The organism is Paenibacillus sp. SORGH_AS_0306, from assembly GCF_030819345.1.
In the GTDB taxonomy this organism is placed as follows: domain Bacteria; phylum Bacillota; class Bacilli; order Paenibacillales; family Paenibacillaceae; genus Saccharibacillus; species Saccharibacillus kyungheensis.
In genome coordinates this window covers 1,530,652-1,548,584 of record NZ_JAUTBP010000001.1, presented here as the reverse complement: position 1 = coordinate 1,548,584, position 17,933 = coordinate 1,530,652, and the positions used below count along the sequence as shown (strand labels likewise).

The window sequence follows — 17,933 nt, the reverse complement described above, 5'->3', positions numbered from 1 at the left end:
ATACACATTACTGCCTGTGTATTCTATATAAAATACTGGCAAAGTGACAAGGTGTCATATGCAGGTAGCAATTACCCAATAATGCCTATCAATCGGTTAACATACCCTTTATAAAAAACCCCCACACTACATCGTGGAAGCTCTTTCAATCAAAGTAACATCTAGCTGATTTTTGATGATATAGTCTTCATTATTAATTTGTTGGCTCAATAATGCGATCGACAACTTTCCTATCTCTTCAATCGGCTGACGAATCGTTGTAAGTGAAGGCGTAATCCAGGGAGCAACACTGACATCATCATAACCAACGACTTTAATTTGGTCAGGTACATGGATGCCCATTTCCATACATTCTTTGATCACATACGCTGCGATAATATCACTTGTTGCAAACACGCCATCCAGATCTGGGTGATCCAATAACAGTTCGCGGATTAATTGCTGATATTCTCGTGTATGGAAAACATTCATATCTGTTTCAATGACAACATGATCAACATTATGTACATTGACTACATCCAAAAAAGCTTTACTTCGCTCATTCGCAAGTAGATTCAACTGTAAATTTCCACAAATATGAGCAATCTTACGGCAGCCTTTACTAATCAGCAATTCGGTTGCCAGCTTGCCTCCCATATAGTTATCCGAAGAAATAAAAGGAATATCGCCTATTTGACGATCAAATGTAACAATAGGGCTTTGCACATTTTGATACTGTTCTATTTCCAGTGTATGGCTACTCATAATAATGCCATCGACTCGATTACCACGCATCATATCGATATATTCTTTTTCTTTGACCGGATCAAGATGCGAGTTACATAACAATACCTTCATTCCTTTTTCATACGCAAAATACTCAATATGACTAGCAAATGAAGCAAAAAAAGGATGTGATACATCCGGCACAATCAACCCAATAATATTCGATTGCTTATTTTTGAGTGAACGTGCAATTTCGTTCGGTTGGTAGTTCAACTCTTCCATCGAAGAGTACACTTTTTTACGAGTCTTATCACTGATATAGCCCCTGTTATTTAATACCCGGGATACTGTTGTTGGAGTGACGCCAGCATGTTTGGCGACATCATGTATGGTCGGCATGTCTCTCCCCCTCTTGATAATTTGAATAATAAGTAATAAATGTAAACGGTTTAACTTTCTCTCTATCGCTATATACGTTTCTTTCAGATTTCAATATATATGAAAGTACAACAATATTCAATGTTATTTTAATTGTTTCGACATATAATTTATCTGAAGGTGATTTTTACAGCAAATATATATCAAAATAAAGATTAAAATTGAAGTGTATATAAAAATAAGGAAGGAACGAGTACTCCATTCCTTCCTTGCTTTTGGGATTTAAATGCTTCTTTTGAGAACACGAATTCCATAAGCTGGAACCTCTAATTTACTGGATATTCCAGTATTGTCTGCCTCTGCTAACATGTCATAATAGGTTTGTTGATCCAAAGAAATCTGTTGCGAAGTTGATGTGTAATTCTGAATAAACAGAAATTCATCTTTGTCGTTTGTACGTGAGTGAGCAGTCACTCCTTCAGGTAAATCGGCTGCTAATGTACGCTTGATTTCTTGACGTTCGGTTAATTTTCCGATCAACTCATTTAAGAAAGAATACTCTGTGCGAGCTGCAATATAATAAGCTTCGCCTTGACCAAATTCATTCACTGTCAGTGCCGGACGATCTGCATAAAAGTCGTCTCCGTACACAGCTAATGCTTTTGCATTTTCCAAATGGATCAAATCGCAAAGTTCTTTCACTTCATACGTCCCTTGCCATTGTAATGTATTATTGTCTGACATCTTCAATTGATTGCGCTCATGGTCATGTAATCCGTCAATTTCTTCTGACCAGATGCCTAGTACTTTGCGTAAAGGCCCCGGGAATCCACCTAAGAAGCATAAATCTGTCTCATTTACGATACCAGACCAATACGTACTTACGAGTGTTCCGCCTGCTTCTACAAATTTCTCCATGCGCTCGCCTACGCCATCGCGTACAAGATACAACATAGGAGCTACTACGATTTTGTATTTAGATAAATCTTGATCCATATCAATCACATCGACAGGAATCCCTCGCTCCCAGAAAGGACGGTAACAGTCAAGTACAGTCTGATCGTATTTCATGCCGATATTACGAGGCCCTTGACTGTCTTTGATCGCCCAGCGATTTTCCCAATCATAGATAACAGCAACTTCTGCATGAACATGACTACCTACGATATCTTGTATACTCGATAACGCTTGCCCTACATCCTGTACATCTTGAAATACGCGTGTATGCTCATGCCCTACATGGTCAACAACAGCCCCATGGAACTTTTCGCTTGAACCACGGCTTTTGCGCCATTGGAAATACTGTACAGAATCCGATCCATGTGCAACTGCTTGTAATGAAGATAGCATATGCATATTCGGACGTTTATTTTTACTGACATCTTGCCAGTTCGTTAAGCTTGGAGTACTTTCCATCAATAAGAATGGCTTTTGTTTAATAGAGCGAACAATATCATGCATAAATGCAATACTTGCTCCTTGTACAGCGTCTCCTGCTTGATCATGCCATGTTGGATAGCTATCCCATGACAATACATCTAATAGATCAGCAAATTTCCAGTAGTTCAATCCATCGAAATTGCCAGTAAACATAAAGTTAGTCGTTACAGGCAACAAACGATTGATTTTACGTAAAGGCTCTATTTCATGACGGCAAAAGTCTACCGTCTGATCAGTCACAAAACGACGCCAATCCAGATTCATACCATGTACTTGTGTCTCCCCGTGCGGTGCAGGTGATTCCACTTGAGACCAATCGGTATAGGTATGGCTCCAGAAGTTCGTCCACCAAGCTTCATTGAGATTATCCAGTGTGGTGTATTTGTTCTGTACCCAAGTGCGAAATGCATCCTGACAGTAATTACAATGACATTCCCCGCCGTATTCATTGGAAATATGCCAGCCGATTACTGCTGGATGCTCCCCATAACGTTCTGCTAATTTGCTGTTCATCGTTTCTACCTTTTCGCGGTAGACCGGAGAAGTAAAACAATGATTATGACGGAAACCATGCAGATTACGCACACGATTCGCTTCTACACGTAACACTTCAGGATATTTCGCAGACATCCACGCCGGGCGTGCTCCACTTGGGGTAGCTAATAATGCAGAGATACCGTTCGCTGCAAAGTTATCTAATATACGATCTAGCCATTCAAAGTTATAGACACCTTCTTCAGGCTCTAATGCTACCCAAGAGAAAATACCTACAGACATCACGTTACATTTGGCTAATTTCATTAAGCGAATATCTTCTTCTAAAATATCTGGACGGTGTTGCCATTGCTCAGGGTTATAATCGGCTCCATGAAGCATATGGTTCCAGGTTGGTTCAATAGTGGTCATGATTGGCTCCTTTGATGGTTACATATTTGCTTGATGTTAGACCGCTCCGGGAACAAAATCATTCTGTCGGTCGCTGGTAAGATTGGATATCGACTGCTAAGCAGTCGATATCCAACCTTAAAGGCTTCCTTTAGAATTGATTTTGTTCCCTGCGCTCTGCTAGGGGTGCAACTTTTTACAAAATAAAGTACGCCCTTATAGACTGGGTAGCAGGGGGAGAGATTTTTGAAAGATTTGAGTTGGTTTTACTATTCTTTGACGGAACCTAGAGTCATACCTTTAACAAAGAATTTTTGTAAGAAAGGATAGACGATTAGGATGGGTGCTGCGCCGATAAAGATTTGGGCGGCTTTGACAGTTGTTTGAGAGATCAATTCCATTTCTTTCGGGCTGGAGCTCATTGAACTCATATCTTGTTGAATAATAACGGTTTGTAAGAATGTTGCTAATGGGAATTGGCTAGCATTGTTTAAGTACAGCAATCCATCAAACCATGAGTTCCAATGGAATACCATGCTGAATAAAGTGATCGTTGCGATTGATGGTAATGAGATCGGCAAGTAAATCGTAAACAAGGTACGGAATGGCCCTGCTCCATCGATAAATGCGGCTTCTTCCAGTTCTTTAGGAATTCCGCGGAAAAAGTTAAGCATTAGAATAACAAGGAATGTATTTACAGCGCCAGGCAATACTAGTACCCAGAATGAATCGATTAAGCCTAATTTCTGAATAACGATATAAAATGGTACTAATCCACCTGTAAATACCATGCTGAATACAAAAATCCAAGAGTAAATATTGCGTCCTTTAAAGACCGAATTGTCTTTGGACAATGGATATGCCGCTAAAAAAGTTAGACATAATGTGATCGCTGTACCAATCACAGTACGCAATACTGATATCCAGATCGAATGTAAAAATACCGGGTTAAACATGGTCTTTTTGTATGCTTCTAATGAAAATTGAATCGGCCATAGTGCTACTAGATTCGCATCGGCGGCTGCTTTGGAACTGAGTGAAATCGCCAATACATGCACTAAAGGTATGATACACATAATTGATAATAGGATAAGCAAAATAGTATTAAATACATTAAACACGCGATATCCTTTAGTTTTGAAATACATATTCTCCCTCTTTCCTTTACGTTTCGCTTTTTAAATGATCCGTTGATGTTGTACGAAGGTTACCAAATCACCTTTAGAATATACGGTAGTTCGCCCATTTGTACGCCAAACGGTAAGACAGGAGAATAAGAATCATACTAATGACTGATTTGAATAATCCGATCGCTGTACCAAAGCCCATTTCACCATTCAAAATCGCTGTACGATAGACGAAGGTGTCGATAATATCGCCTTTCGCATATACAAGCGGGTTGTATAAGTTAAATATCTGATCGAACCCAGCGTTCAATACATTACCAAGTGCCAGCGTACCTACTACGGCTACCATTGGAATCATTGAAGGGATCGTTACGTACAATGTTTGTTTCCAACGAGTCGCTCCATCCATCTCTGCTGCTTCATAAAGAGAAGGATTGATACCTGCTAAAGTTGCCAAGAAGATGATCGTATTGTATCCAAATTCCTTCCATACATCAGATGCAATGACTGTGAACCGGAACCAGTCATTATCCCCGAGAAAGAAGATCGGTTGTACGCCGAATGTGCTTAAAATACGGTTAGCAAATCCATCGGTTGCCAGCAAATCGATTAAAATACCACCCAAAATAACCCATGAAAGAAAATGCGGTAAGTATACTAATGTCTGGATCGTACGTTGCAATTTCACACGACGAATTTCATTTAACAAAATAGCAAAAATAAAGGGGACAAATAAATTAAAAATTAATTTCAACACTGCAATAACCAATGTATTCCAGATTACCTGTATACTATCTTGTCGTTCAAATAAATAGCGGAAATTAGCAAGTCCTACCCATTCTGAACCTGTAAATCCTAACCATGGTTTGTAATCTTGAAAAGCCATCACGATTCCAGCCATCGGTACATAACTGAAAATAAGTAAGAAAATCATAGATGGTAGTAGCATGACATGAAACGGCCAATTTTTGCGTAGTGTTTTCATTTCTCTCCTCCTAATGCCTTGTATATCGTATTTCCTCTATATTTCTATATCTCTATATATTGCTGTTCAGTAGATAGGAAGAAAATAACGACTCTGGATAGAGTCGTTATTTTCTCATATCCTTTTGTTACTGTTCGATCAATAGGACTTGATATCTGTTACTTATTTATGAACGCTCTTATACCAATCGTTCACTTCTTTGGTAACTTCATCGCCACCTGATGTTTTCCATGTTTGTACAAAAGTATCGAATGAATCGATAGGAGATTTACCATAAATGATTTCGTTAAAGGTTTGACTTTCGATTTTGTTCAAGTAATCCATTTTCGTCTTCATACTTTGTGTGGTTGGACCTGTGAACATGTTTGGATATGAGCTGTCTTTCTGAGACATCAATACTTTAGCCGCTTCCGGTGTCAAAGGACCATAGTTATTTTGAATATCACGTTCTAGACGAGTCTCTGCTTTGCCGCCATCTGCTAATTTAATCAAAGCATCCATTTGAGCATTAGGAATACGTGCACCATCACGAACCAATAGATAACGTACACTGTTTACATAACCGCCTGGAATATTTTCGCCTGTTAGCAATTTACCAGAAGAATCTACATCATAGTCATATCCTTTAAATAAACCTTTATCAAATTCGCTATTTGCAGACGGATTCGCTAATTGATCGAACATGTAGTTTTGGTACGTAAAGAATGCTTCAGGGTGTTTCATGTTTTTATTGATTAATGTTACGCCGTTCGTTGTTGTTGTACCATGACGCATTGCTTTGCCATTTGGCCCAACTGGAATGGTGATTGGTTTCCAGACTGCACTTGGTACGTTTTTCACTGTATCTTGTAAAGGCCATCCGCTCATCCAGTAAGGTCCTGGTAAAATACCCGCTGTACCTGCCACTGCTGGTTCAGATGTTTTGTTTTCATCCCATAGTGCTGCTTCTTTCGGAATATATCCTTTGTCGAACCATTCTTTGATCTTCACCAGACCTTCTTTCATTCCTGGTTGGATCGAACCGTATTGCAATGTACCATCAGAAGCCAAGTTCCATTGTTGAGGAATCGTTCCATAAGCTCCAAAGATCCAGGAAGGATCGCCCATCCATGTATTCATAGAAGATTTGAATCCGATACTCAGTGGAATGACTTTATCTGGTGCCAATCCATCTGGATTGTTGTTTTTGAAAGCTTCCATCACTTTTTCTAATTCATCCATAGTGGTAGGCGCTTTCATATTTAGCTTGGTTAACCAATCTTGACGAATCCATAATACATAATCATGGTTATACGCATAATCTAGAACAGGAATACCCATTTTTTTACCATCGCGGATATAAGGATTCCAGACATTAGCATCTTCAGACATTGCTTTTTTCCATGTATCTGAAGCGTACTTGTCGAACAATGGGCCAACTTCGCTATACATACCTGAATCGATCAAGTCTTGCGCTAGTTGGGAATCGGTATCTCCGATTGTCACAACATCTGGCATTTCTTGTCCGGAAGACATTGCCAATCTAACTTTGGTAGCAAATGCACCATTCGTATCTGTTACAGACCAGAGAGATTTGATATCTATCCCAAATTTATCTTTTGCCCATTTAGTGGCTACGTTATTTTCAGCAGATTCTCCATTTTTAAATTGTAATGTTGGATCTACTCCCCATACTGTGCTGATCGTTACCGGTGGATCGTATTTCTCTTTGTATACGTTTTCAGTATTGACCGCCGCAGGTGCGCTTTCTTTACCGCCTCCACATCCTGCTAGGCTTGCCGCTACAAGTAATGTACTCATGACGATCGTCGCTGTTTTCTTGATTCCCATGTTGCTCCCCCTTATTTTACATTCAAGCTTATTTCTACTCACGTTCGTTAACCTTGCATGTTGCTTCTTGCTTACTTCTTAAGTATAGGTGCAAGAACATCAATCGCCTATGTCACGAATATAACATTCCTGCACCTTTTGCAATCATTTATGTTTCTCGGAACTCATTTGGTGTCATTCCGTAATGTTTTTTAAATAATTTACTAAAATATTGGGGGTTTTGATAACCTAACGCTGCGGTAATCTCATAAATTTTGCTATTGGTATGTTTGAGCATATACAATGCTTTTTCCATGCGAATCCGAATAATATAATCGCCCAGTCCTTCACCTGTTTCGGTTTTGTAGATTTTAGATAGATATACAGGATGCAAAAATACACGATCAGCAATCGTTTTGACCGATACATCTTGACCTAGACTTTCAGCGACCATTTCTTGTACTTGCTTCACAATACGACTACGACTTGGCTCTAAAGCAGAAGGTGTACCTTGCAGTTCGATACGAGTCAGCACACTATTACACCACAAACGAAGTTTGCTTAGTGAACCGGTGATCTGTTGCGCAGAAAAAGGGTCAAGACCGCCGGAATCCGATGCTGCTAACTTGTATCCATGATGATGAGCCATATACACCAGTGCATTACTGACAGCTAGATAGACTTCATATAAATGTTCATGTGTAAGAGGTAACGATTCCATCGTATCTAATACTTGATCTACTTTTTGCTTGGCTGCATTCCATTGAGCTGACTCTAACAAATGAATCAATGCCGGTGGTTTGTAGAGCGACTCCATAAATTTCATTGCCGATGGGCGTTCTAATGGTTGGTGCTGTTCTTGAATAAAATGAATTCCTTGTTCAGCTGCGGCATACGCCAAATGAGCAAAACGCATCATCTGACGATACGTCGAGGAAATTTCAGTCGGGAATACAAAAGGATCGCTCACCCAGAATGACAAGTTCGTTTTTAAATAACGATGTACACTATCCCGCAATTCACGAATGTGTAGCTTATAACCTGCATACATCTGAGCATCATACTGCCATAAAATCACCAGACCGCCTTGAGGAGCACGTCCTAACCAGACAGCACCATGCTCTCCCAAAATCTCATTCGTTATATTACCAATAGCATATTCTAACAAACGAATCGCTTCTTCGGTCTGATCCTGCGTATACGAACCTGGAGGAACAAATAACATCTGAGCAGTATGATCAGGCTTAATATGAATACCGTACGTGTCCAGACGCGACAACATACTACGATCAGATGCTTCGCGACCTAATAACAGATCATTTAATAAACCATCACGCAACAACTCAAGTTCAGATTGACGCTGATAAGCAAGCTGATTGTATTTATCTGTCTGTCCCCATTCGGCTTCGATCTCTGTGACTACACGACGAATACTTTCCATAAAAGGATCATCATCGACAGGTTTTAAAATATAATCACCTGCTTTGAGACGAATCGCTTTCTGTGCATACTCAAAATCCGAATAACCGGTCAATACAAGTGTGCGAATATGTGGCCATGTATTCCCTATCTCTGCCAGTAACTCTAATCCATCACGGTCAGGCATACGAATATCAGTGACTACAATATCAATATCATATGTGTTCAAAGCCAATAGCGCCTGATCTACAGAATCCGCGCGGTAGACTTCTTCAATGCCTAATTCTGTCCATGGAATCGTGAGTTCCAAACTTTCTGTAACATAAGATTCATCATCGACAAGTAAAATATTCATAGTAACGGTTCACTCCTGAATGTTAGTTCCTTGATTTGGCGTCCAACTTAATGTGACTTTGAGTCCACCTAACTCAGATGCAGTCAGATGCACACCGGATTGTTCGCCAAAGCGTAATGTTAAACGTTGATGCACATTCCATAATCCACAACCCATTTCTTCCCCCAGCGGTTCAGAAAGACTTTGTTGCAGACGTGTTAATGCTTCTGGTTCCATGCCTTTACCATCATCTTCTACACTCAAAAACCACTGATCGTTCTCATACCAGCCTGTAATCGTAATCAAGCCTGCGGAAGAATAACGCTCAATCCCATGAATAACTGCATTTTCAACCAATGGCTGCACAATAAGGGGCGGAATCAGTATCGATTTGATAGTTTCTGGCAAATGAATATTATAATTCAATCTAGACATCCGCATCTGCTGAATCTCCAAATAATTCTGTACAAAATCAATCTCTTCGATCATCGGCACAAGATCACGTTCTTGACGGGTCGTATAGCGATAATATTGAGACAAATTTTTGGACATCGCGATAACTGCCTGCTGGTTATTTAGCTTCGCCATACTGGTAATAAAGGAAAAGCAATTGTAAAAAAAGTGCGGATTAATCTGCGACTGTAACTGCTTCAGTCTTGCTTCACGCACATGAATTTTCTCCATATACACATTTTCAAATAGCGATTGAATCTGCGCCACCATAGAATTAAAGCGAATCGATAGATAAGCAAATTCACTTCTACCTTTTGGACGTATCCGTACTGAATAATCTTCTTGTTTTAACCGATCGAATCCAGCAATCAACTGACGAATCGGAACCTGCACCTGCGCGTACAGCAGATACGAAGCAAGACAACTCATCAATAACAAAGCAATCATGGATAAATAAAATAATCGATTCGAGTTATGGATCGGCTGTAACACATCATCCAGAGGAATATAATCGACCATATACCATCCTGTTACTTCTGAACGAACTGCATTGACCATATATTGCTGATCCGATATTTCAATCGTACGACTTTCTAATTCTTGTAATGGCTTTTCTCGAAGATGACTGATCAATTCATCTGTTAACGTATGGTCAGCAGAACGATTATAGACGACACCTAATTCTGGATTGTAATAAAAAGGATCACGTCGTCCATCGCTTTTGAATTTATCCAGCATATCTTGAATATTGCTGCTATCAAATTCGACCCGAATCACTGTACTTGCATCACGCAAATCAGGCGTACTGGCAGTATAAGGAGAAATAGTGGTCCATGAGAAATTAAATGTTGTTCGATTGTTATCGTGTAAAGAAGTCACTTGCCAGCCCGGCTTCGCCCAGCGTTGCGCCTGACTGATACGATATTCACTCATATCGTTGTCTGTTACTAAGCGCATAAGGCTTGGCGAGTAGATCGACAAATGACTGCGCCAGTTGGATGAACTTTCTTGAATCGCGAGTTTACTTTGGATACGTTTGACCAGTGTGATCGCATCCAGATTCAGATATCCATTTTGCAAATAAATATCATTAAAACTCATAATATCAGGATCATGAATCAATAAATTAGGCCATGAAGATAACAATTCTATATTGGTATTCACCTGTGTCTGAAAAAAATTCAATTGATTGATATTCGATTGATTCAGCTCACGGCGTAGCACTTCTGTTGTGGTGCGATTAGAGTAGATATACAGCATCATAATAGGAATTAACATAATCACAATTAACAGTACAATTTTGGTAAATAAATTATATCGATACATAGTCGTTGATCATCCTCGTCTTGTCATAAACATTCCGCCACGCATCATAAAATAACCTACAAGACTGATAAACCAGATCATTCCTGTAAAAACGAACATAAAATGCAATTGTACAGGATCGGTAACGATATCAATAACATCTTTCCAGATCAATTGGGGATGAGTAATCGCATTCCAACTGTTCCAACGAATAAAGCGTCCAATATAAATACCGATACTGCTAAGAATGAGCACGATATGAGCAAATATCCATGAACGCACTACACCATAATGCTCACGAACCAATTGTTGGATAGAAGATAGCGAATACGTGCCTAATCCCAGACCTAAGATCGCTGCTACAAAAAACAAAAAGAGATGATACCAAAACTCTAACTGAAATAAAAATCGTTGCCCGGCAGGTGCTTCATAATGCACAAATGGATGCAATGTATCTGTTACCAGATAGACAGAGTTAGGATAAAATAATAACCAGACAATACCGGCTCCGAGTACTAATACATTTCTTATCCATGATCGGCGTAACTTCATCACTCCATCAATCAACAAAGCCAGTCCGATAGGAACCCATCCTAGAAAAATGTCCCAGTTGAGATAACGGTAAATATCTCGCCCTGTAGCATTTCGCAAATGAATGCCCAGTGCTACACAAAAGCCTGTAGCGAGTAACAATATGATTAATACTATGATTTTACCTGTCCAGACTTTAGTTCCCCAGATATCGTATTTATTATTCATTATTATTCCCCTTGCTGATCAAATTGCTCGCAATATTCTACCATTTCTTCCAGTCGGGCTAATGGATGAAGCCATTCTTTAGGTATTTGCTCATATCCGTAATAAATACCCGCAAGTCCTCCTGCTACAGCCGCAGTCGTATCGGTATCTTCTCCTAGATTCACCGCTTGTAAAATCGCTTCCCGATAATTAGAAGTATGAAGCAATACCCAGATACTTGCTTCTAAAGTATGCACTACATAACCGCTTGAAGAGATTTCTTCGATTGGAAATTGATCTATCTCGCCACTTAGTAAACGTTGATACCGTTCTATTTCAGGATAATCTGCATATTGAACATTGATATGCTGACAAGCTTGTTGATAGCATTGTTTCAACGTCGTCGATGGAGGCGATTGTAATAACTGTATGCCGATTTCAACATAAATAAGACCGCCAAGTATAGATACAGGATGACGATGTGTTAAAGAAGAGACACGTGTAATCCAGTCCAGACGTGTAGCCGCATCTTTATTCACCAGTTTATAAATTAAAGGCAGGATTCGCATTAAAGATCCATTTCCATTGCTATACTCATCATTGCCCCCTGCTTGTTCTGGTCGAGTCGGATCTTGTTCGATATGAGCAATCGCTTTGCGAGTAGCAATTCCAATATCAAACACCTCACCACGAGCTGCCCAAATGCCCTGACGATACCATTGAATAAACCGTCTACCCAGATCAATGGTGTCCAATTCAGGGTGATGGATAAGACTTACTAATAGAGCTACAGTCAATGCTCCATCGTCAGACCATGTGCCTGCTGGCTGTTGATGAGTGCCATAACCAATCATATCTACAGCAGGATGACGAGCAATCGTTTCCCGATCCAAAAATTCATAAGGTACACCTACAGCATCTCCAACTAACAATCCGATGATTCCATCTTTACTAGAATGGTTTATAAATGTCATATTATGTAGTCTCCTTCTTCAATTCATTTTACATTTCAAAGTGTAAATCATTTAATGCTATAATAATTTCCAAACTTATGAGGAGTGAGCCTATATGATTATTGATGTACAACACGCTAGCTGGCGCAGAGATCAGACTATGATTATCAATGATATTTCCTGGCAAGTGCAATCAGGAGAACATTGGTGCTTACTCGGTCTCAACGGCTCAGGCAAAACCACATTATTAAATATGATCAACGGCTATATTTGGCCTACAACAGGTAGTATCAATGTTCTGGGCGAACAATTTGGTTCAGTGGATCTACGAGAACATCGCAAAAAGATCGGTTGGGTCAGTACATCGATGCAACAACGATTACATGGTCATGAAAAAGCAGAAAAAATTGTTCTCAGTGGTAAATTTGCTTCGATTGGTATTTACGATCAGATTGAAGAACAAGACCACGCACAAGCTTTATCTATTATGAAGCAATTGGATGCTGAAAGGCTAGTAGGACGCACTTATGATACCTTATCTCAAGGCGAGCGGCAACGTATTCTGATTGCTAGAGCTTTGATGGCTTCGCCGGAATTGCTTATTTTAGATGAACCTTGTACAGGGCTTGATATTTTTTCACGTGATCAATTACTGCATCGTGTACAGTCGATAGCAACACAAGAACATGCGCCTACACTGCTCTATGTGACTCATCATATCGAAGAGATTATGCCTTGCTTTAACAAAACGTTATTGATTCGTGATGGTGCAGTATTCGGTGCAGGAGATACAGAGGCTATGGTAGAATCCAATCAACTCAGCTCTTTTTTCGATACTGCTGTAGAAGTACGATCCGAACCCGGACAGCGTTACTCTATTCGCTTAGTATAATCATCTATTCAATCGGTACCAAGTTCTATATGTCATTGTAAATAACTCACAAAAGAGATACAACACAGAATAAATATCATAAAAGGGGTATAACTATGAACTATCGTTATCTTGGAAAAAGTGGATTAAAAGTATCTGAATTAGGTCTGGGAACCAACTCTTTTGGTAAACGTGCAGATCGGGCAACGTCTATTCGTATTTTACATACGGCTATCGATCGTGGAATTAATTTTATCGATACCGCTAATATCTATGCAGGAACAGCTTCAGAACAAATTATCGGGGAAGGCTTGCAAGGTGGTAAACGTCAGCAAGTGGTATTAACAACCAAAGCAGGGCTTCCGACAGGAGAAGGCCCTAATGATCGCGGTTCTTCTCGTTATCATCTAGAACGTGAACTGGATCAAAGTCTCAAACGGTTGCAGACTGATTATGTAGACTTGTATCAAATTCATACATTCGACCCTTATACTCCACTGGAAGAAACATTACGCACATTAGACGATATGGTGCGCTCAGGCAAAGTACGGTATATCGGAGCTTCTAACTATGCTGCATGGGAATTAATGAAAGCTTTAAGTATCAGCGATCAGTTGAATCTCAATCGGTATGTATCGCTTCAAACCTCGTATTCTTTAGCTGATCGTACGCCAGAGCAGGAGATGGTTCCTCTTTGTCTGGATCAAGGACTTGGTATTATTCCATACTTTCCGCTGGCAGGTGGAATTCTGACAGGTAAATATTCGGACAACCACTCTTCTCCTGCTGGTTCGCGTGCGGAGACAGACCCTTCATTCCAGCGCTTTTTTAATACGCAACGGATCAATCTAGGAGAAGTTTTAAAACTATATGCTCAAAATCGTTCTACTGAACCTGCTACCCTTGCGCTAGCATGGTTATTAAAACGTCCTGCGGTTGCTACAGTCATTGTAGGTGCTACCCGTACTGAACAATTGGAAAATAATCTGGACAGCCTGGACTATATCATTAATGAAGAAGTAGAAGCACGATTAGATGAAATGAGTCGCTCGAATAAGAATGGTGAACCTTTTGCTAGTTATCGCATATAATCAAAGTAGCTATCTATAAGTATTTTAAATTAATATTGTATCCGATTCGTAGGAGGCTTATGTATTATGGCAAATCATTCATCTAATTATCATTCACACATTATATACCCTGCTCCTTTGCAAGCAGGTGACCTTATCGGTATTATCGCTCCATCTAGCGGACTAGAAGCAGAGATTCATCATTTGATTCATCGTTCTACTGCTTATCTACATCAATTAGGATATCAGACACGCGTAGGTAGTAGTGTATGGACAAATGATAAATGTGTAAGTCTACCTAAAGAACAACGTGCAGCAGAACTGGAGCAATTCTTGCTTGATGACAAAGTTAAAGCGATTATTCCTCCATGGGGTGGAGAATTTCTAATGGATATTTTACCATTATTGAATTGGGAGAAGATTCGTCAAGCTACACCTACATGGATTTTAGGATTTTCAGATATTAGCACATTAACATTTACGTATACTTTGATGACAGGTTACGCTTCTGCTCATGGGCCGGGAGTTATTGATATCTCTGGAGCGGATGATGATCTCACTATTCGCTGGCAAGATCTATTGTCTTCTGTCTCTGGAGATCAAATAGAACAACATTCTTCAGCTTATCATCAGACTCATAGCGATTATTCTAAGCCTAATTTTAATCTGGATACACCTACAGAATGGAAGATTCTCGGGCATGAAGATCAACCAGAAGCTTCACTTGAATTCACAGGTCGCTTAATTGGCGGATGTATGGATGTGATTGCTGCACTAATCGGGACACCATGGTCTCCTGTGCCTGATTTTATTGAGCATTATCATCAAGACGAAGGGTTTATATGGTATCTGGAAAGCTGTGAAATGAATGCTGGTGATATCTACCGCCACCTCTGGCAAATGAATCAAGCAGGTTGGTTCCAGCATACACGCGGAGTTCTTATCGGTAGACCTGCTGGATATACACCTGTCAAAAATTTTGAAATTCAAGATGCGTTACAATCTGTATTTGGAGAGCAACAGATTCCTGTTATTTATAATGTAGATATTGGACATATTCCTCCACAACTGACACTAATCAATGGAGCTATGGCTCGTGTTCAGACGGCTATCGGATCAGGGACTGTTCAACAAGTATTACGTTAAATCCAAACAAAAGACTGAATCTTGGGAGAACCCGGGATTCAGTCTTTTTGAATATACATAGTGTAAAGAGCATAATCTATATTTATTCAGGTTTGAGTTGTTGTACATATTGAATCATCCGTTGATCTTGTTCATGATCATACACATAATCTGTCGCTTCTGCTACATGGATAGATAAATGTCGGAACAAATGGATCATATGCAGTAAGCTGTTCCAATTCTCTTCTATGTTATCGCCAGCATACGTCTGTGTTAATGATCGAGCTAATTCCGGTTCTAACTGTTGTCGGTATCCTGCACGATCATGATGGTACAGAATATCCCATTGATGTTGACTACCTGCATACCAATCAAGCATCTTTTCTAAATAACGAATACGAAGAATATGATCTAGTTGATATTTGGCAAGCAACACTTGTTGTTGTAAAAGGCTCTTGGCTGTTTGCATACAATACCACCAAAATTCGTGCTGAACCTGCTCATATTCGTGTCGAACTGGTTTATTTAAGCGTACCGATTGCTGATCCAGTACAACGATCGAATCTTGAATCCGATGATCTTTATCCAGTAATATTTGATATACAGGTGTAGTAGAAGCAGACAATTCGTTATCGATCTGATTTTCCCATTCACTGATCGGATATATTTGAAATTCAACCTCTACCCCATCGGTATATAACACATTTTGGGTGCAAGCAACGGCGCCTGTCACAGAATGATGACGAATATGTTGTAATGTAGTTAATGGCTCTCCACATATGTGTAACCAATCTTCTTGCCAGATCATCGTATTCAATTCGTTGACAATAAGTTGAAAATGATACGTTTCTAAAGGATTAGTATTGCTTGGATTATTTGCATGAACTCCTGCTAATACGACAGCACGAATATTGGCTGTCTGTGCTGCCCATGTCATAATCATATGGATAATCTGCTCTTGTGATTTGATTGTATTCACTGCTTTACCCCACCTGTCTGTAAATTGATTCGTTGATGAAATCTTTTGTTTATTTTAACAAAGTTTACCATATTAAAAGTCGGCTAGCTTTGAATTTTTGTTGTATTTTTATTAATTATGTAAATTTTTGCTCCAACAGTGAAAAATAACAAGGTTCTTTCCGATAATAATAAAGTACTCTACAAAGCAATATCTATAGGCTGACCTCTTATAAGATAGTCATGTAGCACTTACATATGTAGATTTGGATAAATACTCAATATCATAAAGGAGTGAATTGTTTTATGTCTCGCTCTACAGCGATTCCAGATGCTTCTGCAACTCCTCAACGTGTACCTCATTATATTGTGATGGTACTGATTATTGGTGTTGTTTTAGCAATCATCGAATGTTATTTTTCAGTAACTATTAATAACGAAAATTTTTATTCACGCTATTCATCTATTTTTCGCACATTAGGTTGTATTCTAGTTGGTGCTTGTCTGGCGGTATCGGGTACAGTGATGCAGTATATTTCACGCAATACGATGACTTCTCCTTCTACGATGGGACTAACTCAAGGAACTGCATTAGCGTTATGTATTATTATTATTTTTTCTCCTTCATTGAATCAGTGGATGATTATGGTATGGGCTATTGCAGGAGCAGCTCTAGGAGGATTATTCGCTTACAGTATTGCGAAGTTATTACCCTGGAAAGTAAAATCGTTACGGCAAATTAGCGGCGGTATTGTGGCGGTATGCATTATTACCTGTATTTCGATTATGATGTATTCTTCTTATTCTACGATTGATTATATCGATCATCTAGTCAATCCGATTATGCTAGGGAATCCACGCTTTACGATCTGGGTATTGTTGCCTGTTACTGTAGTAGCTATCTTAATCTGCTGGTCACTCTCATTACGAGTACAACATCGCTCGGATGCTGTTCGTTCTGTTTCTTTAAGCTGGGCAACTCTTATTTGTATGCTCATGGTGATCTTGATGACGAGTATCTCTACTATGTTAGCAGGACCACTTGGATTGGTAGGTATTATTATTCCAAGTATATTACGATTTTTTCTCAAAAATCCGCCGATTCGCTGGCTTATTCTAGGTTCAGCTATTTATGGTAGTGTTCTGATTCTAGGGTTGGATATTATATCACGTACGATTGATCCGATTTTTGATATCTCGGTCATGCCGATCACTGTTATTATTGGAGCTCCTTTTCTTATTTATCAAATCGGTAAAGAAATAGAGAAAACGATACTTCGTTATTCTTAATACACAGACTCTTTTGCTGTATGCATCTGCTTCTCCTTCACGTTGGCTTTATAAATAAACCACAAACTGTTATACTACGAAGGTTGATT

Annotated in this window: 14 protein-coding genes; 4 read left to right on the top strand and 10 right to left on the bottom strand. The window is 39.4% G+C overall.

The window, feature by feature from the left end; genetic code table 11:
* Positions 1–126 precede the first annotated feature (126 nt).
* The 9 genes from QE450_RS06975 to QE450_RS06935 form a co-directional block, all read right to left on the bottom strand.
* Entirely contained in the window at positions 127–1,104 is a 978-nt protein-coding gene (locus QE450_RS06975) for a LacI family DNA-binding transcriptional regulator (protein ID WP_301263398.1), read from the bottom strand.
* A 261-nt stretch (positions 1,105–1,365) separates the two neighbouring features.
* Complete coding sequence (locus QE450_RS06970) at positions 1,366–3,429, bottom strand: beta-galactosidase (protein ID WP_307298058.1); 2,064 nt, start codon at positions 3,427–3,429, stop codon at positions 1,366–1,368.
* A 248-nt stretch (positions 3,430–3,677) separates the two neighbouring features.
* Entirely contained in the window at positions 3,678–4,556 is an 879-nt protein-coding gene (locus tag QE450_RS06965) for a carbohydrate ABC transporter permease (RefSeq protein ID WP_204824358.1), read from the bottom strand.
* A 73-nt stretch (positions 4,557–4,629) separates the two neighbouring features.
* On the bottom strand, positions 4,630–5,520 hold the full coding sequence (locus QE450_RS06960) for an ABC transporter permease (protein WP_273615967.1): 891 nt from the start codon (positions 5,518–5,520) through the stop codon (positions 4,630–4,632).
* A gap of 162 nt (positions 5,521–5,682) precedes the next feature.
* The gene (locus QE450_RS06955) at positions 5,683–7,350 is read right to left on the bottom strand and encodes a type 2 periplasmic-binding domain-containing protein (protein ID WP_273615966.1); all 1,668 of its coding nucleotides are present in this window, start codon (positions 7,348–7,350) and stop codon (positions 5,683–5,685) included.
* A gap of 148 nt (positions 7,351–7,498) precedes the next feature.
* Positions 7,499–9,103 (bottom strand): response regulator, encoded by a 1,605-nt coding sequence (locus tag QE450_RS06950; RefSeq protein WP_273615965.1) that lies wholly within the window; start codon positions 9,101–9,103, stop codon positions 7,499–7,501.
* Between the two features lie 9 nt (positions 9,104–9,112).
* Positions 9,113–10,861: a sensor histidine kinase gene (locus QE450_RS06945; protein WP_307298055.1), complete on the bottom strand. Its 1,749-nt coding sequence runs from the start codon at positions 10,859–10,861 to the stop codon at positions 9,113–9,115.
* Between the two features lie 9 nt (positions 10,862–10,870).
* The gene (locus tag QE450_RS06940) at positions 10,871–11,599 is read right to left on the bottom strand and encodes a DUF1361 domain-containing protein (protein ID WP_273615963.1); all 729 of its coding nucleotides are present in this window, start codon (positions 11,597–11,599) and stop codon (positions 10,871–10,873) included.
* 2 nt (positions 11,600–11,601) lie between these two features.
* Positions 11,602–12,552, bottom strand: a complete 951-nt coding sequence (locus tag QE450_RS06935; protein ID WP_307298052.1) for an ADP-ribosylglycohydrolase family protein — start codon at positions 12,550–12,552, stop codon at positions 11,602–11,604.
* 94 nt (positions 12,553–12,646) lie between these two features.
* Between QE450_RS06935 and QE450_RS06930 the strand changes: the two genes are divergently transcribed.
* The 3 genes from QE450_RS06930 to QE450_RS06920 all read left to right on the top strand — a co-directional run bounded on the left by QE450_RS06930 (position 12,647) and on the right by QE450_RS06920 (position 15,618).
* Positions 12,647–13,423: an ABC transporter ATP-binding protein gene (locus QE450_RS06930; RefSeq protein ID WP_307298051.1), complete on the top strand. Its 777-nt coding sequence runs from the start codon at positions 12,647–12,649 to the stop codon at positions 13,421–13,423.
* 95 nt (positions 13,424–13,518) lie between these two features.
* Positions 13,519–14,493 (top strand): aldo/keto reductase, encoded by a 975-nt coding sequence (locus QE450_RS06925; RefSeq protein ID WP_273615960.1) that lies wholly within the window; start codon positions 13,519–13,521, stop codon positions 14,491–14,493.
* Between the two features lie 66 nt (positions 14,494–14,559).
* Positions 14,560–15,618: a S66 family peptidase gene (locus QE450_RS06920; RefSeq protein WP_307298047.1), complete on the top strand. Its 1,059-nt coding sequence runs from the start codon at positions 14,560–14,562 to the stop codon at positions 15,616–15,618.
* Positions 15,619–15,700: 82 nt separating this feature from the next.
* On the opposite strand, the gene QE450_RS06915 is transcribed toward QE450_RS06920, so the two are convergent.
* Positions 15,701–16,576 (bottom strand): aminoglycoside 6-adenylyltransferase, encoded by an 876-nt coding sequence (locus QE450_RS06915; RefSeq protein ID WP_307298045.1) that lies wholly within the window; start codon positions 16,574–16,576, stop codon positions 15,701–15,703.
* Positions 16,577–16,860: 284 nt separating this feature from the next.
* Here QE450_RS06915 and QE450_RS06910 point away from each other — a divergent pair, with 284 nt between their 5' ends.
* The gene (locus QE450_RS06910) at positions 16,861–17,844 is read left to right on the top strand and encodes a FecCD family ABC transporter permease (protein WP_307298043.1); all 984 of its coding nucleotides are present in this window, start codon (positions 16,861–16,863) and stop codon (positions 17,842–17,844) included.
* The last annotated feature ends 89 nt before the right edge of the window (positions 17,845–17,933 follow it).

Bases quoted from the DNA above. Each gene is read 5' to 3' on its own strand.
- QE450_RS06910 (WP_307298043.1), top strand. From the start codon at position 16,861: ATGTCTCGCTCTACAGCGATTCCAGATGCTTCTGCAACTCCTCAACGT.
- QE450_RS06920 (WP_307298047.1), top strand. From the start codon at position 14,560: ATGGCAAATCATTCATCTAATTATCATTCACACATTATATACCCTGCT.
- QE450_RS06925 (WP_273615960.1), top strand. From the start codon at position 13,519: ATGAACTATCGTTATCTTGGAAAAAGTGGATTAAAAGTATCTGAATTA.
- QE450_RS06930 (WP_307298051.1), top strand. From the start codon at position 12,647: ATGATTATTGATGTACAACACGCTAGCTGGCGCAGAGATCAGACTATG.
- QE450_RS06955 (WP_273615966.1), bottom strand. From the start codon at position 7,350: ATGGGAATCAAGAAAACAGCGACGATCGTCATGAGTACATTACTTGTA.
- QE450_RS06940 (WP_273615963.1), bottom strand. From the start codon at position 11,599: ATGAATAATAAATACGATATCTGGGGAACTAAAGTCTGGACAGGTAAA.
- QE450_RS06950 (WP_273615965.1), bottom strand. From the start codon at position 9,103: ATGAATATTTTACTTGTCGATGATGAATCTTATGTTACAGAAAGTTTG.
- QE450_RS06935 (WP_307298052.1), bottom strand. From the start codon at position 12,552: ATGACATTTATAAACCATTCTAGTAAAGATGGAATCATCGGATTGTTA.
- QE450_RS06970 (WP_307298058.1), bottom strand. From the start codon at position 3,429: ATGACCACTATTGAACCAACCTGGAACCATATGCTTCATGGAGCCGAT.
- QE450_RS06975 (WP_301263398.1), bottom strand. From the start codon at position 1,104: ATGCCGACCATACATGATGTCGCCAAACATGCTGGCGTCACTCCAACA.
- QE450_RS06945 (WP_307298055.1), bottom strand. From the start codon at position 10,861: ATGTATCGATATAATTTATTTACCAAAATTGTACTGTTAATTGTGATT.
- QE450_RS06960 (WP_273615967.1), bottom strand. From the start codon at position 5,520: ATGAAAACACTACGCAAAAATTGGCCGTTTCATGTCATGCTACTACCA.
- QE450_RS06965 (WP_204824358.1), bottom strand. From the start codon at position 4,556: ATGTATTTCAAAACTAAAGGATATCGCGTGTTTAATGTATTTAATACT.